This window comes from Pontibacter sp. HSC-36F09, assembly GCF_024171605.1.
Lineage (GTDB): Bacteria > Bacteroidota > Bacteroidia > Cytophagales > Hymenobacteraceae > Pontibacter.
In genome coordinates this window covers 161,402-184,821 of sequence record NZ_JALKAA010000006.1, presented here as the reverse complement: position 1 = coordinate 184,821, position 23,420 = coordinate 161,402, and the positions used below count along the sequence as shown (strand labels likewise).

Annotated in this window: 17 protein-coding genes; 7 read left to right on the top strand and 10 right to left on the bottom strand. The window is 49.6% G+C overall.

Annotated elements, in window-relative coordinates:
* Positions 1-2: 2 nt before the first annotated feature.
* Both truA and L1278_RS16820 read right to left on the bottom strand, forming a co-directional pair.
* Positions 3-800, bottom strand: coding sequence for a tRNA pseudouridine(38-40) synthase TruA (truA, locus tag L1278_RS16825; RefSeq protein ID WP_253406185.1), 798 nt, complete (start codon positions 798-800; stop codon positions 3-5).
* Positions 801-1,100: 300 nt separating this feature from the next.
* Positions 1,101-1,442: an ASCH domain-containing protein gene (locus L1278_RS16820; RefSeq protein WP_253406184.1), complete on the bottom strand. Its 342-nt coding sequence runs from the start codon at positions 1,440-1,442 to the stop codon at positions 1,101-1,103.
* Positions 1,443-1,631: 189 nt separating this feature from the next.
* Between L1278_RS16820 and L1278_RS16815 the strand changes: the two genes are divergently transcribed.
* From L1278_RS16815 to L1278_RS16800, 4 genes are all read left to right on the top strand, one after another.
* The gene (locus L1278_RS16815) at positions 1,632-2,516 is read left to right on the top strand and encodes an HNH endonuclease (RefSeq protein WP_253406183.1); all 885 of its coding nucleotides are present in this window, start codon (positions 1,632-1,634) and stop codon (positions 2,514-2,516) included.
* A gap of 801 nt (positions 2,517-3,317) precedes the next feature.
* Complete coding sequence (locus tag L1278_RS16810) at positions 3,318-4,682, top strand: hypothetical protein (protein ID WP_253406182.1); 1,365 nt, start codon at positions 3,318-3,320, stop codon at positions 4,680-4,682.
* A 691-nt stretch (positions 4,683-5,373) separates the two neighbouring features.
* Positions 5,374-8,094, top strand: coding sequence for a PAS domain-containing protein (locus L1278_RS16805; protein WP_253406181.1), 2,721 nt, complete (start codon positions 5,374-5,376; stop codon positions 8,092-8,094).
* Between the two features lie 81 nt (positions 8,095-8,175).
* Positions 8,176-8,967, top strand: a complete 792-nt coding sequence (locus L1278_RS16800) for a hypothetical protein (RefSeq protein WP_253406180.1) — start codon at positions 8,176-8,178, stop codon at positions 8,965-8,967.
* 143 nt (positions 8,968-9,110) lie between these two features.
* Here L1278_RS16800 and L1278_RS16795 read toward each other — a convergent pair whose 3' ends face one another.
* On the bottom strand, positions 9,111-10,007 hold the full coding sequence (locus L1278_RS16795) for a hypothetical protein (RefSeq protein WP_253406179.1): 897 nt from the start codon (positions 10,005-10,007) through the stop codon (positions 9,111-9,113).
* A 477-nt stretch (positions 10,008-10,484) separates the two neighbouring features.
* On the opposite strand from L1278_RS16795, the gene hrpB reads away from it, so the two are divergent.
* Positions 10,485-12,941: an ATP-dependent helicase HrpB gene (gene hrpB, locus L1278_RS16790; RefSeq protein WP_253406178.1), complete on the top strand. Its 2,457-nt coding sequence runs from the start codon at positions 10,485-10,487 to the stop codon at positions 12,939-12,941.
* A gap of 143 nt (positions 12,942-13,084) precedes the next feature.
* On the opposite strand, the gene L1278_RS16785 is transcribed toward hrpB, so the two are convergent.
* From L1278_RS16785 to L1278_RS16755, 7 genes are all read right to left on the bottom strand, one after another.
* Positions 13,085-14,560 (bottom strand): sodium:alanine symporter family protein, encoded by a 1,476-nt coding sequence (locus tag L1278_RS16785; protein WP_253406177.1) that lies wholly within the window; start codon positions 14,558-14,560, stop codon positions 13,085-13,087.
* A gap of 276 nt (positions 14,561-14,836) precedes the next feature.
* Positions 14,837-15,970, bottom strand: a complete 1,134-nt coding sequence (locus tag L1278_RS16780) for an MFS transporter (protein ID WP_253406176.1) — start codon at positions 15,968-15,970, stop codon at positions 14,837-14,839.
* Positions 15,971-16,373: 403 nt separating this feature from the next.
* Positions 16,374-17,063, bottom strand: coding sequence for a hypothetical protein (locus L1278_RS16775; protein WP_253406175.1), 690 nt, complete (start codon positions 17,061-17,063; stop codon positions 16,374-16,376).
* A gap of 67 nt (positions 17,064-17,130) precedes the next feature.
* Complete coding sequence (locus L1278_RS16770) at positions 17,131-18,942, bottom strand: long-chain fatty acid--CoA ligase (protein WP_253406174.1); 1,812 nt, start codon at positions 18,940-18,942, stop codon at positions 17,131-17,133.
* A gap of 86 nt (positions 18,943-19,028) precedes the next feature.
* Positions 19,029-20,150: an MBL fold metallo-hydrolase gene (locus L1278_RS16765; RefSeq protein ID WP_253406173.1), complete on the bottom strand. Its 1,122-nt coding sequence runs from the start codon at positions 20,148-20,150 to the stop codon at positions 19,029-19,031.
* Positions 20,151-20,266: 116 nt separating this feature from the next.
* Entirely contained in the window at positions 20,267-20,740 is a 474-nt protein-coding gene (locus L1278_RS16760) for a small multi-drug export protein (RefSeq protein WP_253406172.1), read from the bottom strand.
* Positions 20,741-21,234: 494 nt separating this feature from the next.
* Complete coding sequence (locus tag L1278_RS16755; RefSeq protein ID WP_253406171.1) at positions 21,235-22,350, bottom strand: SDR family oxidoreductase; 1,116 nt, start codon at positions 22,348-22,350, stop codon at positions 21,235-21,237.
* Positions 22,351-22,513: 163 nt separating this feature from the next.
* On the opposite strand from L1278_RS16755, the gene L1278_RS16750 reads away from it, so the two are divergent.
* Complete coding sequence (locus L1278_RS16750) at positions 22,514-22,690, top strand: hypothetical protein (RefSeq protein ID WP_253406170.1); 177 nt, start codon at positions 22,514-22,516, stop codon at positions 22,688-22,690.
* Positions 22,691-22,766: 76 nt separating this feature from the next.
* Positions 22,767-23,321 (top strand): serine acetyltransferase, encoded by a 555-nt coding sequence (locus tag L1278_RS16745; protein ID WP_253406169.1) that lies wholly within the window; start codon positions 22,767-22,769, stop codon positions 23,319-23,321.
* The last annotated feature ends 99 nt before the right edge of the window (positions 23,322-23,420 follow it).

Sequence of the window (23,420 nt, the reverse complement as noted above, 5' to 3'; positions counted from 1 at the left end):
CCTCAGATCGTTTGCCAGACAGCAGCAGTGGCAGAGGAGAAGGCAGGACGGGGCGCGAGGTCCAGGAAAGGGTAGCTTACTTTGGACAGGTATAGCCCTTGCGGATAGGCCGGCGAAAGGTGCTTGGGTGCTTTCTCCAGCGCCAGGTAACTTTCAAACTCGGGCAGGCTGAGCGCGCCGGTTCCGACCTGCAGCAGTTGGCCCACAATGATGCGGATCATGCGGCTCAGAAACCTGTTAGCCGAAATCTGAAAACGCAGCCTGTCACCCTGCTGGTCCATCAACCAGCGGGCTTCTGTAACATGGCAGATGGTGCTGTCATGCTCTGCCGGCGTCAGGCAGAGGTTCCTGTAATCGGTGTAAAGGGGGAGCAGGGCAGCGGCCGCCTGCATGGCATCCAGGTTCAGGTTCCGAACAAGGTATAGGGCGCTTACATCGTGCAGAAACGGATCTTTGTAGGTATGGATAAAGTAGTCGTAGCTTCTTTTGCTGGCATCAAAGCGGGCGTGGGGCAGGCCCTCCACCGGCATGATATCGAACACGGCGATATCGGGCGGTAAAACTTTGTTCAGCCGGAAAAGCATGTCAAATTCCCAGGGCTGCGCTACATCCAGGTGAAAAAAGAACTGGCTCGCATGTACCCCGGCATCCGTTCTGCCACAACCCACAATCGCTACGGGCTGCTTCAGAATCTTCTTCAGACATTCTTCTATCACCTGCTGCACCCCTACACCATAGGGGTGTCGCTGCCACCCTTTGTAGTGCGTGCCGCTATAGCCGATATGAAAGAAGTAGCGCAAGGTTTTGCTCAGGTATAGGTGGTGGAAATTGCCTTACAAGATAGTGATAAAGGAGGTTCAATATGTTTGTTAGCACAAGGAGTAGTGATTTTTAAGTATTCCTCCTGCGAGAAGACGACTCTCCAGTACACCAAAATGGATATTCTTTGCCATCTATTTATCCTGCTAATGTTTTAACTCCTTCGGCAGTGCGAGCTTGTAGCTCGTACTGTTCTTTAGCTGAAGGTATAGCTGTGTGGAAAAGAAAAGACACGAGCTGCAAGATCGCGGCAGTGCGGGGAATCGCCTGCATTTCAATTTTTACGCGGGTAGCAACTTAAAGTAAATGATGGTACAACGGTCTTCGGCTGTAATGTCCGGATATAACACTTTCAGGTCTGCCCGGAGGGTTTCCAGACTCTCAAACCCATCCGTCAGGGCGTCAGCCTCGGTTAAGTCGGAAAACGATTTGGTAAAATCCAGCTTTTCTATCTGTGCCTTTTCTGGTAAAGGCATGTCGCCAAAAACTAGCGGCAACTGTATGGCGTTTGGCAGCACATACCCTAACCGGACCGTAGACGTTTTCCGGCGCTGCTGCACCAGCTCAAGGTATTTTTCATGAAAGTGCAGGTGGTCGATGATCTCTGTTTCAGCTTTTGTCATGTGCTAATCTACTTAAAAATATAGCAGGCTATTACACCCGCTGGAGCGAGCTTGTAGCTCGTGCTGAAGGTATAGCTTCGCGGAAAGGAAAATGCAAAAGCTGTAAATGCACGGCAGCTTAGGTAAAGGTCGCAACTAAATTTACTATATTTAAAGCATGACATATCGTATAGTTTCTATATTTGTAATATGTCGAAGTATTCTTTCAAAAACAATCAAAGATATGCCGTTTATAAGGCATTCCAAGGGAGATGTCAATGGTGCAGAGAACCTGTTGACTTTAAGAGCTTTCATGTTGATCATGTCCTACCGGAGGAACTTTTAAATGATCCAGTAAGGATGAAGCAAGTGTTTATAACTTATGGTTTAGATGAAAGCTTTAACATAAATGATTATGAGAATTGGATTCCTGCTCATTCATACTGCAACCAATGGAAAAGTGATAGGATCTACGAAGGACTGCCGTTAATCAAGACAATTTTAGATAACTGCGCCAATAACAAAGAGTTGGAGCAAAGGCTTGAAATGCAATTAGAACAGGCTCCTAAGAAGACTGAATTACTTGCAAAGCTACAGGCAGCTATCGACATGAATTTGACAAATTTGAGAGAACTTCAGGATTTTGTTTTAAAGTCTAACATTATTGATGCAGACGACGAAGAATTGAAAGATATAAAAAGTAAAGTAGTCGATAGAGTAGAGTACCAAACTAAAAAAATGGTACATGGATTAAAAGATATGGCTGTCACACAAACTATGGATGTTTTAAGCGGTTTGTGTAGAGAACTTGGGGAAGACTGGTCATTTGGGAGCTTTTATGTGGGCCTTGGTAATACTGAAGAAACTTCAATGTTTCGAAGACATGATTTAATGAACCGTGTAGATTTTTCCTTGAAGACAAGCTTGTTTTTTAAGCCAACCTTTTTCGACAAAAAACTAATGATAGAGATTAGCAACGAGAAGGAAGTTTTAGAAACAGTAATCTACGATCTTAAACAAGGAGTTGATTGGACAATATATAGGGAGGCTGTTAAGAAACATTATAAAGAGGCATTACAAGAAAAACTAAAGTAAGGAATAGTCAAGTGACGCAAAGCTAATTTTTGAAATAGAAAAATTATAATCATATCATAATAACGGTAAAGATTAAAGAGAGCCTATTTAAGGTTTGAGAACCTCAAAAAATTAGGGTTCTAAAAATGCTTGCGAGAACATTCGATCACCAGGTCCTAATTCGATGGAAGTCTTAAGTGAAGATAGCATAAACAACTAGATCGTGCCACACTTAAGTGTTGGCAAACGCGGTCCTAAGATGCATAGGGGGCCAGTGGCAGGCAACCACGACCTGTTTGAGATCGAGAAGATGTTCAGGTAGCTGACCCAACTGCTCCAGGAGGCAGGGCTGGAAGTGGAGGGCTGCCGCGGGCTTTGACGCCGAGGCTTTCAGAAAGCTTTGCTCCTCGCTCAGAATAGAGGCCAACATAGTTTTAAACCCCTGAAATGGCTCTGCTTCAGAAGGCTAAGTGTACTTTGACCCGGAGCTCTACAAGAGAAGAAAGAGAAGAAATGGGGTGGAGTAGGCCTATGCCTGGCTTGACAGCTTCAGAGTTCTGCTGGTGCGCTTTGAAGCAAAAGTCAATAACTGGATGGCGCTCTATTTCCTGGCTTATACAGTCCTGCTTATCAGAAAAATATAAAAATTAGAAAAACCCAAACCTGGTTCTATTTAAAGAAAAAAATTGATAAAAATAATTTTAAGAATATCTAATATGTATGCCAATTAGTTAGTTGCATGGTCAAGTATAGACTAAAAGTAGGTTTCTCGCGGGATTATATAAAAGTCAATAAATTGTTTACAAAAAATTTAATTAGCACATGCCATTAGAAGTTTCAGAAGCCTACAGAACAGGACGCAAAAGAAATATCTTCTTTGTTTTTACTACACTACTTCTCTCACTAGGAGTTGTGAGTTTGTTTTTTGCTAGTGAATTCAGCCTTGTGGTATTTGTTCTTACTGCAATTTCATTTGTAGCATCTATTTACTTAAACTATAAATCTAAACAGGACTCAAAGCAAAGTGAAGATTACTTGGACTATATGTCATTAATTTTGGCTAAAGAAGGAAGGAGCACTCCTTATCTTGAAAAAATCAAAGCTGAGTTCTCAAAAAAAAATAACGCAATAAATGTAGATAATTTACTACTCGATGCTGAAAAAGCTTATAAATTTGGCAATAACAATGTTGACTCTTTAAATTATTATCTAACTGTAAAGTTTCTAGTTTACATTAAATATAAAATCCATAGAAAGTGGATTATAAATGAAAGAGCATATTTAAACGATTTAGAGAATGTCGCTAGGTTAGCTGTGAAGAAAAAGAAAAAAAGCATGGAGTTGCTTTTACAGTTAGCGATGATTCTAGATTATCAAAAAAAATTCCAAGAGGCTAGAAAGTACTATTTTGAAGCCGGCAAATACAGTAAAACAGAGTTCTGGAGGGTGCCTCTTTCAGTATCTTATGGAATGAGCAATGAATTTGATGAATCCCTGAAACAGATTCGTCTCTTAATAAGATCAGGAGCTAACAACCCACTAATATTCATACATGCAGCACAAGCGCATGTGGGCTTAGGTAATTATCCTGCTGCAATCAGACATCTCAAAATAGCAAAAATTCTAGGTGGAAATCCTTACCTGATAAATGAAGGTTTAGTTAATGCTTATTTACTAAACCTTCAATACTTTAGAACTATGTATTATAGTATAATCATGTTTTGGCTTTCCTTATTCAATTATAGTATGAAAGGCTCATTGATGTTTGTGCTTAGATTTTTTCTAGCTTTACTGCTTAGCCTATACATGCTTTTAGCTAAAGTGACAATTGGCGTGGGAAGTAAATTATGGTATATCAAGAGACTAAAAAACCCATTATTTAGGCTTGACATAATAGAGTTCTCAAAAGGTCTTGATTTTCTTAAATTTAAGCTTTATAAATCAGCTATTAAAAATTATAAAAAGGCCATCTCAAAAATGCCCAGAAGGTCAGATAACTATAGGTATCTTGGTATAAGTTATTTAATTCAGAATAATCCGGAGAGGGCATTAGAGACTTTTGAACATGCAATTGAAAATGGAATTGCTGACAATAGATTACTTCAATTATATAACGATATAAAGGCTTACGGAGAGACAATGAGTAAGGGTGGGAAAGTTATGGAGTTCCGCATTGAAATACCATAACTCATAACCTTACAATTGGTTAAGTAAGGTACTTGCTTCCTTAAGCCTGCACATTATACATTCTCACCAGACATTTATAGGTAGCAACAAAGGTATACATCTTCATGATTTACCCAAAGCTTACTCCCTTGCCCTTCAACCCTTTCACCATAGACTTACCTGTTCGGGAAATCATACATGACGTAAGGGAATACCTGGCGGCGAATTCCTGACAAACGGTAAAGCAGTCCCGACACGACGCGTCCGGGACTGCTTTGTTTTCAAGGTATAGCGACTCTCTCAATCTTGCTGTAGCTGTTTTTCTATACCTGCCTATACCTTAGCGCTTCCTGTTTTTGCTAAAAAAGCTCCACATCATTTCATTAATGTCGATGTCGGCGGTCGTGTTGCCCAGGGGTAACCACTGTTAAAGGGCGCACTGCCCGGCCAGGTATAGCCCCCGTTTTCGACCGTAACGAGCGAGACGGTAATGCCTTTGTCGCTTAATCCTGAACCGTGACGGAGGTGTTTTTCTGGCCAACCAGTCCGTTGTGAGTCAGCCAATAAATGTAGGTGACGGGGCCGAGGTATAGGCATTTCCGGGGAGTTTGTCTGTTCTAAAATTTTCTGGCTTAACACTGACATTGCAACGATGCGGAATTAATCTTGCTGCGTAATTGTGTATCTTACAACATCACTTATTACACACTGCATGCAGCAAGCTATTTTTGCCGGAGGGCGTGTTCCCACAACAGACTTTCAGATAGTTTTTAACACCTTACCAGGCAATTTTTTGTTGCTGCAACCCAATCCACCCTTGTTTACCATACTGGCCGTGAGCGACGAACAGTTGCAAATCACGGGGCAGAAAAGGGAAGAATTAATTGGGAAGAGTGTCTTTGAGGTTTACCCTGAGAACCCGGAAGATGCCTCCTCAACGGGTCCCTCCAACTTAAGCGTTTCGCTTGCGAAAGTACTGAGAGACAAAGTGACCGACCAGATGCCGGTGCTGAGTTATGATTTGGTAAACGCAGACGGCGTATTTGAAGAGCGGTATTGGAAAACAAGTAATAAGCCGGTGCTGGATGCAGAGGGCAACGTGCTGTATATTTTGCATGCTCCATCTGAGATCACAGAGCAAGTGATGGCAGAAAGAAAGGCTGCTGCCATGCGGGAGATTGAAAAAAAGTACAGCTTGTTTATACAGGCTCCTGTGGCGGTCTACATTGTTACTGGCCCTGAGAATAGGGTAGAGCTTGCAAACGAGGAAATACTCACCATACTGGGAAGAACATCCGATATCATTGGCAAACCTTTGTTTGAATCCCTTCCGGAAACCACATCACAGGGTTTCCCTGAATTGCTGGACCAGGTACGTGAAACAGGCCAGCCTTTTTATGCGACAGAGTTTCCTGTTAAACTGATAAAGGAGGGGGAGGAAGTGCTCTGCTACTACAATTTTGTATACCAGCCATACTATGCCAATGCAGGCGATACGGCAGCAGCCGGAGTGTTTAGTGTGGCGCACGACGTCACGGAGCAGGTGCTGGCCCGCAGAAAGGTCGAGGAAAGCGAATCCCGTTATCGCACCCTGATCGAAGAAGCCCCGATCGCCACCGCACTTTATCTGGACAAGGACATAAAAATACAGTATGCCAACAAAATCATGCTGGGTTACTGGGGAAAAGACAGCACGATAGCAGGGAAAACATTACGCGAGGCAGTGCCGGAGTTAGAGGGCCAGCCATTCCCCGACTTATTGGAGACAGTTTTCAGAACCGGGCAAACCTATGTTGGCACTAAAGAAAGAGCGGAACTGGTAGTAGATGGCCGCTTACAGCCTGCTTACTTCAACTTTACCTATAAACCACTTTTTAACAAAGAAGGCGAAGTTTACGGCATCCACCACACAGCCGTGGATGTTACAGAAGAGGTACTAGCCCAAAGGCGATTAGCGGAAAGCGAATCACGTTTCCGGAATATGATCAAGCAGGCACCTATCGCCATTGCCTTAACGAGGAGCAGCGATATGGTGTTTGAGAATGTGAATGAACCCATGCTGCATATTATGGGCAAAGAGACGGCAGACGAGGTGAACGGTAAGAAATTAGAGGAAGCGCTGCCAGAGGTGAAGGACCAGCCTGTGCTGGGAATTGTCCGGGAAGTGCTGCAAACAGGGAAGGCCAAAACCGGAAATGAAGTGTTGGTCAATTTGTTGAAAAACGGGGAACTGGAAGCACATTATTTAAATGTGTCTTACACACCGCTGATGGAAGAAGACGAAGTGACCGGCGTTATACACGTAGCGCTTGATGTGACAGAGCAGGTACAGGCCAGAAAAAAGATTGAGCAAAGCGCCCGGGACCTGCAGAATCTGGCCGACGCCATGCCACAGATCGTCTGGATCGCCGAACCAGACGGGACAGTGACCTACTACAACAACAGGGTATCTGAGTTTTCGGGGGCCAGACAGCTACCAAATGGTGCATGGCACTGGGAGAGCATACTTATTGAAGAGGATGAGCAGCCAACGGTAGAGGCCTGGGACAAGGCTGTGCAGACGGGTAAGCGCTATGAGATAGAGCACAGGCTGCGGATGCGGGACGGCAGCCATCGCTGGCACCTGAGCCGCGCACTTCCTCAACGCGACAGTGAGGGCAAAGTGACAGCATGGTTTGGAACGGCCACCGATGTGCACGAGGGGAAGGAACAACAGGAGGCATTGGAAGTAAACAACCGGCACCTGATCAGCATCAACAATGACCTGGATAATTTTATTTATACCGCCTCCCACGACCTGAAGGCTCCCATCCTCAACATAGAAGGCCTGCTGGCGCTCCTGCCCCAAGGGTACACTGCCACAGGCGAGCAGAGAAGTGATACACAGCTGATACTGGATATGATGAAGGGCTCTGTGGAACGCTTTAAGAAGACCATTGACAGCCTGACGGAGGTGGCCAAGCTTCAGCAGCAGAACGAACTCAATGCCGAGTTAGTGGATGTGGCGGAGGTGATCAAAGAAGTGACCCTGGACCTGGCGCCCCTGATAAAATCTACCCAGGCTGTGCTGGAAACGAATGTAGCGCCGCACACGGCAATCCGCATCTCCGGCAAGAACATGCGGAGCGTGGTATACAACCTGCTCTCCAACGCCATCAAGTACCGCGCTGCTGATCGGATTCCCCGGGTTCAGATCAGTTGCCATACAGACGACCAGCTCCATGTGCTGACTTTTGCCGATAACGGGCTCGGCATGACTCCCGGTCAGAGAAAAGGCCTTTTTACCATGTTCAAACGATTCCATGACCATGTGGAAGGCACTGGTATCGGGCTTTACATGGTCAAGAAGATAGTGGAAAACACAGACGGAAGGATAGAAGTGGAGAGCAAGCAAAACGTTGGGACCACCTTTCGGGTTTACTTACCAGCTTAAGCTAATCTGAGGGAAAAGCGGCTTGGCGCAGTAGCGTACTAATCTTAGCGCGTCTTCATAATTTTCCTTTATCTTCCCTGCATGAAAACACGCTTACTCTTATTGCTTCCACTGGCTTTGCTGCTGTGGGGATGTCCGACTGATAAAGACAAAGACCCGGAGCCGGAGCAGGGTTGCCATTTGCAGGAAATAACCTACGAGGCCAGGTTTGGCCTGGAGCCGCCGGTCTTTACGCAGAGGGTTGTCTACAGCTACAACACACAGGGACAGCTCAGCTCTGTAAGCGCCGACTCGGCAGGTATACCCTGGCAAAAGTTCACTATGAGCTACGACGGCAAAGGGCGGGTGGTGCAGGTAAACGGCAACCGTGAAACTTATCTGAACGAGTATAACGAGCAGAACCAACGGGTCAGACAAATCAGGAGCTACCGTGGGCAAAATGGTGTGCTGAAAGAGCGGGATTATTATAGCTTCATCTACAACAGCCGCAACGAACTGGAAGAGGCACATTACTTATATGTTGAGAATGGCAAAGCTACCCTATACGGAGCATGGCGCTATACCTATAGCAACGGTGATCCGACTACCATTCAATACTTTTCTTACGACCCGCAACGGGAGGTGAACATCACATTGCGGTACGACGACAAGAAGCGACATCCGCAGGAGCAGGCCTATACCTTCTTCCAGCCTTTGCAGCCGCCATCAGCGCACAACCTGCTGGGGTATAATACTTCAGAGCCTTACGATGACATGCCAAAGTATAACGCGACCTATACCTACACCAGCCAGGGTTACCCGGCCACCATGATCAAGTCTGATTTCGATACTGGTATGATCGAGAATTTCCGCTATACCTACAGCTGTCACTAAGGATGGGGAATTTCTGTATAAGGAACACATTTCGGCACAAAACACGCTGATTGTAAAGTATTGCCTACAGGTATAGCTAATGAAAAAAAGGAGCCCTTCCATGATATTGGAAGGGCTCCTTTTTTGCTAGCGTGCTTTCGTCTTTACTTACCCCAGTTGGCCCAATTGCTGCAATGGCCGGCCAGGTCGGTGCCTGAAATTTCGGTTTGCACCTGCGAATAGGCCGCATTCATCACCGCACGTGGAGCAAAATGCAGCTTGCCATTCTTCAGGGTTGTAAATGCTGTTCCGAAATGGTTCTGGCTTAAGCCATGTCCGGCCTCATGCAAAGCGATCGTCTCCACATCATAGGTATAGCCATCATTCCAGGTGAAGGCATCATTGTGGTAAATTTCCCTCCAGGCAACGTCCGCTTTTCCATTGCCATCCATGTCTGTGGGGTTTCCTTCTGCATCTACATAGATGAGCGTGAAAGTTACGGCCAGAACGCCTGTACTTCCTCCAGGTATAATCATATCAAAGAATTCTCCCGGAAGCCAGCCGGCGTGCACAATATCAGCTACATAGGCATAACTACCGCCGTAGCCAAACAACTCAGCGATGAAACCGGTTGAGCGGCCATCATAAGGCAATTTGGTCATACCTAGATCGGAGCAGGTTGCGTCGTCCCAGGTATCCATGGCTCTGTCGATAGCAGCTTCTGTAATGTCAGCCGACAAATCCTCAGAATGCCTGTTGTTATCGACATAGTAGCTGATGTCGCTGGTGCCGTCTTCACTGTAATCCTCTACGAAGTCCTCATCAAGCTGCTTGTTGCCCCGATGGTTGAAGTAAACCACATTACCCACTTCTTTACCCTCGCCGGAAGTGATGTACTCGGCTTTGTACAGCATGTATTTTCCATGCCGGGTATTGGTCTGCACCATATTTTCTAAAGAAGCGGCCTGAGGCGCTATCTCTTCTTCCTGAAGCTGATCCTGACAGGAAAAAGCCAGGACAGTTACCAGTATGACTGATAGAAATGGTTTAAGTTGTTTCATGGAGATAGATTTAAATGGTATATGATATGAATTGTATGAATAAAACTTGTCGGACGGAATGTAGGGGCATGCTTGCCAGAATAGAAGCTATAGAAAATGATACGATTTATTTATAATTATAACCAGATAAAATTTAATTATTTATTTGATAAGAAGTGAGTGTCACTATTTTGTTAGTTAAGGCAGGGAAGGAGGAAGTAGGTTAGCGGTGAAAATCATAAAAACAGCTACCGGAATGATGGTTTGAAAAGGCGCTTATTAAAATAGTCTAAAAGGCTTATACCTGTAAGTGAGTTGTAAATGTATAGGGTATTATAATTTAAAAGGGAAGGCAGAAAGTTCTAGTTGAAAATCCATAGTTTACGCTGCTGCCTGCCAGCGTAAATACACGCGTTATACAATCTCGGCTAACATTGCGTAAATTTGCGGACAGGTACCAACGTATACCTCCATTATAGTTTACTTAAAGCTTAACTTTTGCCTTTCAATCCATTTTCCATAGACCTCCCTGTTCGGGAAATTATACCTGCCGTCAGAGAACACCTGTCAGCACAGAACACGCTGATCGTAAACGCACCTCCGGGAGCCGGTAAAAGCACCTTGCTGCCGCTGGCGATACTCGACGAGCCCTGGCTGAAAGATCAGAAGATCATTATGCTGGAGCCCCGGCGCCTGGCGGCCAAAACCATTGCCGAGCGCCTGGCGCAGCTGTTGGGCGAGGAGGTAGGCCAGACCGTCGGTTATCGCATCCGTTTCGAGACGCGCATTTCCGACAAGACCCGCATTGAGGTGGTGACCGAAGGCATCCTCACCCGCATGATCCACAGCGACCGCTCGCTCATAGGTATAGGCATCGTGATCTTTGATGAATTTCATGAGCGCAGCATTCATGCCGATGTGGCCATGGCCTTGAGCCGGGAGGCGCAGCAGGCGCTTCGCCCGGATTTGCGCATTATGGTGATGTCGGCCACCCTGGATATGCCGCAGCTCACGAGCCTGCTCAAGGCCCCGGTGGCGCAAAGCATGGGGCGACAGTACCCCATCGAAACTTTTTATACCGGCGACGCCGATGACCGCATGCTGCCCGAAATGACAGCCAAGGTGGTGGTGCAGGCGGCTAAGGAGCAGGAAGGCGATATCCTGGTGTTCCTGCCCGGCGAAAATGATATCCGCAAAGTAGAAGAATTCCTGCGCCGCCAGTTGCGCGATTTTAGAATACACCCGCTGTTCGGGATGCTGCCCTTCGGCAAGCAGTACGCCGCCATCATGCCCGACCGCGACGGCAAACGCAAAGTGGTGCTGGCCACCAGTATCGCCGAGACCAGTTTGACGATAGAAGGCATTTCGGTGGTGGTAGATACGGGCTTCGGCAAAACCTCCCGCTTCGACCCGAAGTCCGGCTTGTCCCGACTCGAAACGGTGCGCATCTCCAAAGACGCTGCCGATCAGCGTGCCGGCCGTGCCGGTCGTCTGGGTCCGGGCAAAGCCTACCGCATGTGGAGCAAAACCACGCATGAGCGCATGGCCCCGCACCGCACCCCCGAGATTATGGAAGCCGATTTGTCCTCGCTCGTGCTCGACATGGCGCAGTGGGGCATCACGGACATTCGTGGTCTGACCTGGCTGAACCCGCCGCCACGCGCTGCCTTGCAATACGCCACCGAGATGCTCCACCAGCTGCAGGCGCTGGAGCATGGCCGCATTACGGAGCACGGCAAGAAAATGCACGCGCTGCCCTGCCACCCGCGTATCGCGCACATGCTGCTCAAAGCCGAGGAAACCGACCAGGTGGCACTGGCCAGTGACATTGCCGCCATCCTGGAAGAGCGCGACCCGCTGGACCGAAATGCAGGTATAGATATCAACCTGAGAATAGAAGCTCTCCGGAGGTATAGAAAAGAGCAGGGGCAGGGTAAGAAATTTGGCAAGATCGAGAAAGTCGCCCGCTCGTACCGCTCGCTGTTCAGCATAGAACCCGAGAACGGTGCTTTCGACGATTACGAAACCGGTGTGCTGCTCACGCATTGCTACCCGGAGCGCATCGCCTACGCCCGCCCCGGCAATAACGCACAGTTCCAGTTGGCGAGCGGCCAATACGCGTCTGCCGGCCACCGCGATGATCTGGCGCACGAGCCCTGGCTGGCCATCGCGCACCTGCACGCCGGCACCGGTGACAATCCGGGCCGCATTTTCCTGGCCTCGCCGCTCAACCCGCGCGATCTGGCTCCGCTTGTGAAGCAGCAGGAAAGTTACCACTGGGACCTGAACGACGGCGAACTTACCGCCTCCATGGACACTCGTATCGGCAGCATCGTGCTACAAAGCAAACCACTGCCAACTCCCGACGAAAAGCACCGCGTACCTGCCATGTCCGAAGCTATCAAGCACGAAGGCGAGCACCTGCTGGACTTTAACTACGAAGTAAGGCAGTGGCAAAACCGTGTGCTGAGCCTGCGCAAATGGCGCCCCTCCGAGTTCTGGCCTGACGTGAGCACCAGCACCTTGCTCATGACAAACTGGGATTGGTTGAAGTCCTACCTTTTCGATATTGAGCACCCTGATGAACTGATGGAATTGGAGCTTTTGCCGATACTCGAAGCGAAATACCTGAATGATGAGCAGCGTGCCCGTTTGGAAGTGCTGGCTCCGTCTAGTATCACCTTGCCGGATGGATCAGGTACAGACCTCACTTACCAACCAGACGGCAGTCAGCCCAAGCTGGAGATCCGGCTGCAGGATGTGCTGGACTGGGAAGAAAGCCCGACCGTGGATGATGGCGAGATGACGGTAGAACTGGCCCTGCTCAGCCCGGAGCTCAAGCCCATCACGACCGTATCGGACCTGGCCAGTTTTTGGAAAGGGAATTATCGGGTGATCAAACGGCAACTGGAAGTGGTGTTTCCGGAGGTGGAGTGGGAGCGAACCGCTCAGTGATTGAAGGAAGATAGTCTGTTCATGATTACACCCCCGTGGGCCCCTCAAGGGCGTAATCTCTGAGCAAGAAACGGCATACCATAAAAACAAAAGAGACGCGATTGCAGCGTCTCTTTTGTTTTATATAACACCTATTTGCGCAGCTAAACTGCTTTGAGTTCTTTTTGATCTGGCTCTTCCTGCTCGTCAATACCTATCGATTTATTCCAGTCTCCGGCGTTCTTTATACCTAGTTTCTCCGGGTCAAAAGTCGGGTCGAGGCCGGCTTTGCGCTGCGCCAGGTAATCCTGCAGGGTGCGTAAGGCAGGCTTGCGTAGCAGGAAAATGGCAATTATGTTCAGCCACGCCATAATACCCACCCCGATATCGCCCAGCGTCCAGGCCGATTCTGCCGTCTTTACCGAGCCGTAGAAGGTGGCGGCGAGTATCAGCAGGCGAAGCGCCCAAAGCATCCATTTTCTGTTTTTGGTGTTCAGGTAGCTCAGGTTGGTTTCAGCAATGTAGTAATAGGCCATGATGGTGGTAAAAGCGAAGAAGAACAGCGAAATAGCAACAAAACCGCTACCCAGGGCAGGGAAGTGTGTGCTTACTGCCAGCTGCGTATACTCTGGCCCGTACGGCACGCCCGGCAGGTTCTCCACTAGAAAGCCCCCTTCCGGGTTTGCCACATTATACTGCCCTGTAAACAGGATCATGAAGGCCGTAGCTGAACAAACGAAAAGCGTATCGACGTAAACAGAAAAGGCTTGCACTAAGCCCTGCTTGGCAGGATGGCTCACTTCGGCGGCTGCAGCAGCATGTGGTGCAGTACCCTGGCCTGCTTCGTTAGAGTAGATGCCTCGTTTCACACCCCACGCGATGGCCATGCCAAACACACCGGCAAAAGCGGGCTCCAGGTCAAATGCGGAACTGAAGATGAGACCAAATATGGCCGGAACCTCCGAAATGTTCATCAGAATGATGACCACCGCCATCAGGATGTAAGCACCCGCCATAAACGGTACGACGATCTGTGCCACGTTGCCGATGCGCTTCACACCACCAATAATGATAAGAGCAAGCAGCAGGGTAACGGCACCACCCGTATATGCCACCGGTACCTGAAAGGCATTGCTTATACCTGATGCGATGCTGTTGCTCTGCACGCCCGGCAGGAACAGGGCCATACTGATAATGGTAGCCACGGCAAACAGCACGGCATACCATTTTACGCCAAGTCCTTTTTCGATGTAATAGGCCGGGCCACCTCTGTACTGGCCGTCTTTTACCTGCTTATAGATCTGGCCCAGCGTGGCCTCTATAAAGGCAGAAGAACTGCCCAGGAAGGCGATCACCCACATCCAGAAAACGGCACCTGGTCCGCCCATCGCAATGGCCGTGGCAACACCGGCAATGTTACCCGTGCCTACACGACCGGCAATGGCTACTGTAAAAGCCTGAAAAGAACTGATGCCTTTGTTCGAGGATTCCCCCTGAAAAAGCAGGCGCAGCATTTCGCCGATATAGCGGATCTGCAGAAATTTGGTAGCGAAGGAGAAGTATACACCTGCCCCTAGGCAAAGTACGATAAGTGCATTGCTCCAGACGATGTCGTTCACCAAACTGATTAGGTTTTCCATGGGCTAATTTCAGGGGTTAACAAGGTTAATGGATGTTTAAATTAAACAGAAAATCTTAAAAGTAAGGACTTACTTAGCGTTATTGTTCGGGGCGCAGACGGGTTTGAAAAGAAATTGCTGCGTATAAGTGTGTAATAAATTGCTCATGATGAGTTGTATAGCCATTAAAAAAGGGAACCTCAGCCTAAGCCGAGATTCCCATCTGGAAATCAAAAAAAATACGGATTAACAGACTATACAGCGGGTATAGATAACAGACACCCCTAAAACACTCACCTACCGCTCCAGCCTAAAAAACTTCCTGGAGATAGGGATCAGCATGATACCTGCGAAAGCGAAGAGCATGAATGATACCTTTAGGTTGAAGGCGTGGGCCAGGTAGCCGATAAGCGGCGGGCCCATGAGCATACCCACAATTCCGAAGGTCACGATCATGGAAATGGCGATACCAGGCGAGTACTTTTTGGAGGCGCCCGCCAGCGTGTACGTCATCGGTATAACCGAAGCGGTGCCGAAGCCTACCAGTGAGAAGCCGATCATGGCGGGCCAGAAACTTGGGAACAGAATGGCTAGTGCTATACCTGAGAAAATAAGGCTGGCACTGAGCACGTAGGTTCTTTCCATCCCGATCTTCTCGATGATCCAATCTGAAACGAACCGCGAAAGCGCCATAAACGACATGAAAATGAGATAGCCTGCGGTAAAGACCTCTTCGCCCACCACCTGCTGGAAGTAAATGCCACTCCAATCAAACATACCGCCTTCGCAAACGGCTGCAAAGAACACCAGCAGCCCCAGGTATAGGATGTACGGATCGGGCTTGCCAAACGTGAGCTTGTTGCCTGTCGTAGAGCGGTCGTTGCGCAGCAGGTATGGAAAGGCGCCCAGCACAAGCAGCGTTGTGATGACAGAGACAGCTACCAGGTGTGGCACGATGGATATGCCAAGCGAAACCAGCAGTGTAGTAACGCCGACGCCCACAATACCGCCTGTGCTCCAGAGACCGTGGAAGGCGCCGTTTATTTTGCGGTCGTAGAGTTTCTGCAGCGTAATGGCCTGAGTATTGATCGCGATATTGAACACACGCATGCTCAGCGAGAACAGGAATAAGGCCACTACCAGGGCAAATGGTGTGGCGGCTATCCCGATCAACGAGAGCGAAGCGGCATTCAGGATCATGGCCACAATCAGGGGAAAACGACTGTCGAACCGGGTGACAAGCCAGCTCGATATAGGCAAGCCGATCAGCGAGCTCACCGGCATGGTCAGCAGGATACTGCCCAGTTCGGCCTCGTTCAGGTGAAGCTTGGAAACGATGGTGGGGATGCGGGATGCCCAGCTTGAAAAGTTGAAGCCGGAAAGAAGGAAAAAAAGACTAAGCGAAAGCCGGTTTGTGGTGATAGAATGCATTGCGGTAAAATAAAGACGCAAGTTGCTAAAAAGTAAAGCCTTTAGATACGTTTATTCTTTCTTTTCAACGGATGCCATTTGCAAACCCAGTCTTTTTTCATGCAGAACAGGTTAGTCTGCAAAGCTGAGGGTCTGATTAGCCTTGTCAATCTCAATGCTAAAATGATGGGGCTTGGGAAGGAGGAGCTATACCTGCACAGGTGCTTGGGGTAGCTTGGCTGAAACTCAATACATTAACAAAACATGTCCCCTTCCGCGCCACACACAGCACGAATTCAAATACCTGGTAGACGGCACAGAATGGCGTAACGGTCCGGACGCGGACAGAGAGACCCCAACGAGTATGGCGGCACCAACTCCCTGCTGGTTCTGTAAATAGCAGTTCCTGCGAAAGAAGCTTAATTTAATTATTTATACCTGAGATGTAGGAGGCTATTTCTTCCTCCTTGTCCTGCATGTGCCCGTAGGCAAACTTCTGTAGTACATCGCAGGCCACTTTGTCGAGCACACCGAAAATACGCGCTTCACTGATCACTTCCTCATTCCAGTCAGATGCAATGACCATAATGGCCTGCCCGTCGTAGGGCGCAAGGTCCATCAGGTCGGCGGTGAGGTTAGGAGAGGGCCACTTGCCGGCTGCCAGGCTGTACGAGCCCGGTTCCCAGCGGGGAGGAGTCTGCTTCAGATCCGGCGCAGGTTTGAAATAGCCATTCTCCACAGGCCCGATAAACAGAACATTTACTTTGTTCAGCGTGGTCGGTACGAGCGTTTGGGGGTGGGGCAATACGGTGCCGGTTTCTTCCAGCTTGTCTTCAGCGTTCTCCATACCTATACTTACTACCCGGAAAGGCAGATGGTTTCCCGGTGATGCCTCAAGGCATGTTACCTGCGGCTTGGGCGCTCCGCTATACCTGTGCACCCGGTGCGGGTTTGGCTTTGCCGGAACTGATGCATCGTTCGCAGTTAAGAACCTCAGCCATCTCCTGGTCAGAAAGATGTTCGAGATCGGGTATAGGCGTGCTACATGCGTTTTGCTCAGTACCCGGCAGTTCGGATCGTCAGTAAATTTTGGCCCTCTACTTATGCGAAGCATAGAAGCTAAACAAGCTTAAACGCTACGAAATCAGGTCCTTTGCCGAATCGCTTAGCGCATAGGCATACTATACATATAGTGAGCTCACCAGATCCTTATACCTCTCCAGGATGACACGGCGCTTCAGTTTGAGGGTGGGGGTGAGTTCCCCGTTTTCGATGGACCACTCGGCAGGTATGAGCGCGAATTTTTTTACTTGTTCCACCGGGTTGAATTCCACGTTGTATTGGTTTACCGACTGTTTGATCAGCTTCCATACCTCCTGGTCTTCCAGCACCTCCCGGTTTCCCGGGTAGGATTTGCCTTGGGTGTCGTACCACTCCCGCAGCTTGTTGAAGGCCGGCACAATCAGCGCACCCACGAACTTCTGCGTTTCACCCACTACCATGATCTGCTCGATCCAGTTGCTCTCCACCATCTTGTTCTCGATTGGCTGCGGGGCTACATACTTGCCTCCGCTGGTCTTGAAAAGCTCTTTCTTGCGGTCAGTAATTTTAAGGAATTTTCCGTCGATCATGGTGCCGATGTCGCCGGTATGCAGCCAGCCGTCCCGATCAATGACTTCCGCTGTTAGGTCCGGACGACGGTAGTAGCCCATCATCACGTTCGGCCCTTTGCACAGGATCTCCCCGTCTTCGGCAATCTTCACTTCCACGCTCTTAAGCAGCGGGCCCACTGTGCCGAACATGCGGTTCTGTTCGGAGTAGCGGTTACCGCTGATGATCGGCGAAGCTTCGGTCAGGCCGTAGCCTTCCTGTATGACGATGCCGGCAGCGGTGAAAATGCGTAGTAGGCGCACCTGGCAGGCGGCGGCCCCTGTGATGATCGATTTCACTTCGCCGCCCAGTGCCTGCCGCCACTTGCTGAACACCAGGCGGTCGGCCAGGGCCAACTGCAGTCGGTAGGCCACCGGCATCGGCTTGTTGATCTCAAAGCGCTCGGCTAGCCCCAGTGCCCAGAAGAAGATTTTCTTTTTGCTGCCCGTGAGTTCGGAGCCCTTGGCCACAATGCCTTCGTATACCTTCTCGAGCAGGCGCGGCACGGTGGTAAACATAGTCGGCTTCACTTCGCGCAGGTTGGCGGCAATGGTTTCCATCCCTTCGGCATAGTAGATCGACACCCCGCAATAGAAGTAACAGTAGGTGGCCATGCGCTCGAAGGCGTGATTGAGAGGCAGGAAACTGATGGCTTTTTTGCGAAATACGCCTACTTCCTGGATGATGAGTGCACTGTCGAACATATTGCTCAGGATGTTGTAATGCGAGAGCATCACACCTTTGGGTGTGCCGGTGGTGCCGGAGGTATAGAGGATCGTGGCCAGTTCGTGCTCGTCCACGGCATCGCGCAGCAGTTCCACCTGCTGCAAGGTATAGGGAGAGGGTTCGGCTAACAACTCTTTCCAGTGAGGGGCGTCCTCCACCAGTTTAAAGGTATAGACGGCTTCCAAAGCAGGTAGCGCATCCTGCATGCCTAATATTTTGCGGAAGAGTACTTCGTTTCCGACAAAGACCAGTTTCACGGCGGCATCCTGCAGCACAAACTCCATTTCGCTGTTGCTGATGGTGGGGTAGATGGGTACCGAAATGGCACCGATCTGCTGGATGGCCATATCTACCAACATCCACTCCGGGCAGTTGGGACTGATGATCGCGATCTTGTCGTGGCCCTCGGCAGTGCCGTCGCCTTTCGTGATGCCGAGGCCAAGCAGGGCGGCACTGATTCGGTTCACCTTGTCCTGTACATCGCGGGTGCTATACCTGATCCATTCGCCGTCTTCCTTGGCGGCCAGCATGTCTTCCAGCGGAAAGTTTTTCAGCTGCCAGTCGATGCAATCAAACAGGCGTTTGGGCTTTGCCGCCTGTGCTGTTTCTTCGTTCATGTTCACGAATTCCTGCCTTCAAATTTATACCTATACACCATTACTCTGTCGGTGCCTTCTGTGTTTCCGAAAGGCTATACCTGCCGCTACTCCCACCACTGCGATGTTGGAATGCTTCGCTTCAGAATGATGGGCTCTCCGATGCGGGGCGTGGTCATGGGCACGTTCAGTTCCTTTGCCTTTTTCGACACCCGCACGATCGGGTCGGTCCAGGAGTGCATGGCCAGCGCAAAGGCACCCCAGTGGATCGGCATCATCAGTTTTCCTTTCAGGTCAAGGTGAGCCTGCACGGTTTCCTCCGGCATCATGTGGATGCTGGACCAGAGTTCGTTGTATTGTCCGCACTCCAGCAAGGTGATGTCGAAGGGGCCGTATCGCTCGCCAATTTCCTTGAAGCCTTCGAAATAACCCGTGTCGCCGCTGAAGAAGATTTTCTCGTTTTTGCCTTGTATCACCCAGGAGGTCCAGAGGGTTTTCATACGGTCGGAGATGCCGCGGCCGGAGAAGTGCCGGGCAGGGGTGGCCACAAATGTTATACCCGCCAGTTCCGCCTCATCCCACCAGTCCAGTTCCGTAATCTTTTCGGCCGGAATGCCCCACCGCTCCAAATGCGCGCCCACGCCCAGGGCCACATAGAAGTGACCGGTCTTTTCTGCCAGCTGTTTGATGGAGCCATAGTCGAGGTGGTCGTAGTGGTCGTGCGAGATGAGCACCGCATCAATGAAGGGGAGGTCTTCGACGGTGATGGGCAGCTCGTCGGTAAAGCGTTTCGGGCCCAGGAAGCTGAGCGGCGAAGCCCTGTCACCCAGCATGGGGTCAACGAGCAGGCGCTTGCCGTCCAGCTCAATCAGAAAGGTGGAGTGTCCGAACCAGGTGAGCACTGTGGCGGTGTCCTGCGCCGAGGCGAGTTTGTTCGGATCTATCTTCTCAACGGGCAGCTCCCAGTCAGGCGACTGGTTTTCTGTTTTATCGAAAAGGCGCGAGTTGATCATTTTGACAATGCCCCCAAAGCCCATGTCCATATTGGTGGGGACCGGGTTGTAAAAAATGCCATCTTCGTAATTGGGCGAAGCCTGCATGAGTTGGAGCCGTTCTCCTTTGGCCTTCCCACCAAATTGGGGTGAGAGGTGCATAAAGCTGCATCCGGCTACACCGGTAATCAAAAGCAGGGAAAGTAAAAGATAGGACGTGATTCTTTTGAGCGTCATGGGCCAAAAATACACATTCTTTTGCTCAGTGGTGTAGGCTGAACCAGCAAAAAGCCCTGTTTTCTTTCGGCCGGACCGGCTTCGCAAACAGGGCTTCTGTTAAAGCGTGTTGTCTATTATTTTAAGGAAAGCTGCATCACGCCCAACTGACCGAAGTGTGTGGCCAGAGCGACAAAAAGCGAGGAGACAACAACGCCAATGCTGATGGCCAGGAAAGCCCGCCTGCGCTCAATCTTGAAAATACTGGCCGCAATCGTGCCCATGTAAGCGCCTGTACCGGGTAGCGGGATCATCACGAAAATCATCAGCCCCCAGAAGCCATGCTTCTGCAAATCCTTGCCTGCCAGTTTCTTGGCACGCTTCGATAAGAAGATCACACCTCTTTTGTATACTCTGAATGGCCAGAACTTCTGACTAAACGTATCGATCAGCCACATAAAGAGCGGGTAGATCAGTGCATTGCCCATCGTACCAATGACGAATGCCAGTATAAAGTGCACATTATTCAGGATAGCATAGGGTATACCTGCCCGCGCCTCACCGAAAGGGGAGATACTCAAAAGGAAAGCATAAAGGAGCGTCTCAAGCATATTCTTTCATTAAAAAGCGAAGCTACAATTCAAAAGCCTGCCACTAAAACGGCAAATTCAGTGGTGCTACTGTCGTACAGGATGCTATACCTGAATTGAATTTCCTCACCTCAAGAGCAAGCAAGTCCAACAGCTGACTGTAGTACCTCTAACAACATGATATTCATTATGATTCAACGTGAATTGGTAGTTTTTTGATATGGTGATTTGTTTATTAAAAATATGATATCAACTTTATAATGGGCCTAATGGGTGTAAAATGACCTATAGAGGGTTTATGTCAATGTTTTAGTTGGAGTTTAGTAAGTTTGAGAGGCAGCCTTTATAAGTCTCTTTATTTGTTTAATTTGCATTATATCAATTTTAATCACATTGAATAGAATGAATCGCCCAGCATTAAACAAAAACAGGTGCAGAAGCTCCTGGCCACTGCACCTGTTCTAAAAGTTGATTCTACTGCGTCTCAACCACTTATCGTGAGCTTGCAAAGCAGTTTATAGAGGACGTTGTGGAGGCAGCGGCGGTGTTACGTATACTTCTTCCACGATCTCCACCACTTCTACCATCTCCGGTTTAGTATTCGGCTGCTTAAACTTCCTGGCACCGTTGTCCTTGCGTTTCTTGCCCATCAAGGCCAGGGCGGCGGCACCTGCGGCGGCCACCACGGCGCCCGCTACTACCGGGTTGGTCACGGCGCGGGTATAGAGGCTGGTCGGCATCGTGTCCTTGATGCGACCGTGTATGCGGCCGCCTTCGCCTGGCTGGTGCAGGGTACCCTCCCGGTGCTGCGCCGGCTCGTCGAGCAGCTGCTGGTCGGTCATCAGTTTTTCGCCGGAAAGGTCCATCAGTCCCGGTGCCAGCTTGTTGGTCAGGCTCATGAACTTGCCTCCGCCGCCCACCATAATGTCGCGTTTCTGGTGCGTAGCGGCATACAGGATGGCATTGGCAACTTCTTCCGGCTCGTATACTGGTGGCGGAAGTGTCAGTTTATGGTTGGTGTAGTTTTTAGCATGATCGGGGTAGGGTGTATTGATTGAGGCCGGTTTGATCAGCGTAACCGAAACGGGCGCCCCTTCTTCTTCCAGTTCTATGCGCAGTGCATCCGTAAAGCCCTTCACAGCATGTTTGGTGGCGCTGTACATCCCCTGCATCGGGATGGCTGTATCAGAAAGCACACTGCCCAGGTTGATGATGGCACCACCCCGGTTACGCAGGTGCATGGCCGCCATCTGCGAGCCGTATACCAGTCCCCAGAAGTTGGTGTCGAAGAGGCGGCGGTTGTCTTCGTCGCTCACCTCCAGCAGGCGACCGAAGATCGAAACACCAGCGTCATTCACCCAGGTGTCAAAGCCTCCGAAATGGGAGAGGGCCGCGTCGGCGATGCGCTGAATATCCTGCTGCCGGCCTACATCGGCGCCCACGGCAATGGCCTGTCCGCCCTTGTTGTTAATCTCCTGGGCTATTTCCTGCAAGGCCTGCTCGTTGCGGGCTGCCAGCACCAGCCGTGCCCCTTTTTTTGCGGCTGCAAAGGCCGTGGCCAGTCCGATACCGCTCGATGCCCCGGTAATCACCATTACCTGGTCTTTTAGTGGTTTAAGTTTGATCGTCATAGTTGTATTTGTTTAATCAGTGATAAGATGCTACCTTCATAAGGTACGGCCCTAGGCGACGCATGTTTGGGAAGAGGCCACCCTCCACAAAAATGGCTGCTTTGTGAAATGAATTGCCTGTTAATTTGTTACAGGTATAGCTTATGGCAAAAAAAACCTTAAAATGACCGAAGAAGAGTTCGACGCCACATTCACCTATACCTTGGATGTGCTGCTGGCCAACATGGCGGAGGAGCCCGAGATTGATCCGGAGAAGTTTTACAGCATGGCCTGCGTGCTGGAAAACCTGCGGTTCTTTAGTCCAATTTTCTACGGCGCTTTGCGAGGCAAAAAGGACTAAGTAGCAGGTATAAAAATAAACCTGCAACGCCGGACCGCAACACAGCGTATGCGCAAACATACATGTAAGTAAGTCTATGTTTCTCTCATACATTTTTCAGGATTGGAACGCAAACAGGGGAAACCTGAAAGGTCGCCTTGTGATGCTTATGTTCCGCATCGCCTATCCTGCCCGCATCAACACCTTTTTCCGCATTATCTGGTTGCCCTACCTGATGTTCTATAAAATACTGGTAGAGTGGTTTATGGGTATCGAGTTGCCGCACTGGACCAAAGTAGGTAAGAACTTCTTCCTGGGCCACGGGCAGGCGCTGGTCGTAAACGGCTGCTCTGTGATCGGTGAGAACTGCTTTTTCCGCCATTCCACCACCCTGGGTAATATCCGTCGCGAAGACGGCAGCTATACCGGCTCCCCCATTATCGGCAACAACGTGGAGCTGGGCTCCAATGTGTGCATCATCGGGGAGGTGCGCGTCGGGAACAACGTGCGCATTGGTGCAGGCTCTGTCGTGGTAAAAGACATACCCGATAACTGCGTGGCAGTGGGCAACCCGGCCCGCGTCATTAAGCGGCTCGACCAGCCGACAGTGGCAAGTGAACCAAGCGCTATCCTACAACCACAGGAGGTATAGCCCGGGCTGTTTAACCGAATCGATCGCACGGAATTAATTTTTTTCCATAAATTAGCCCAATACAATCAGTTTTAAACATCAAAGGCTGAACGCTCTCTT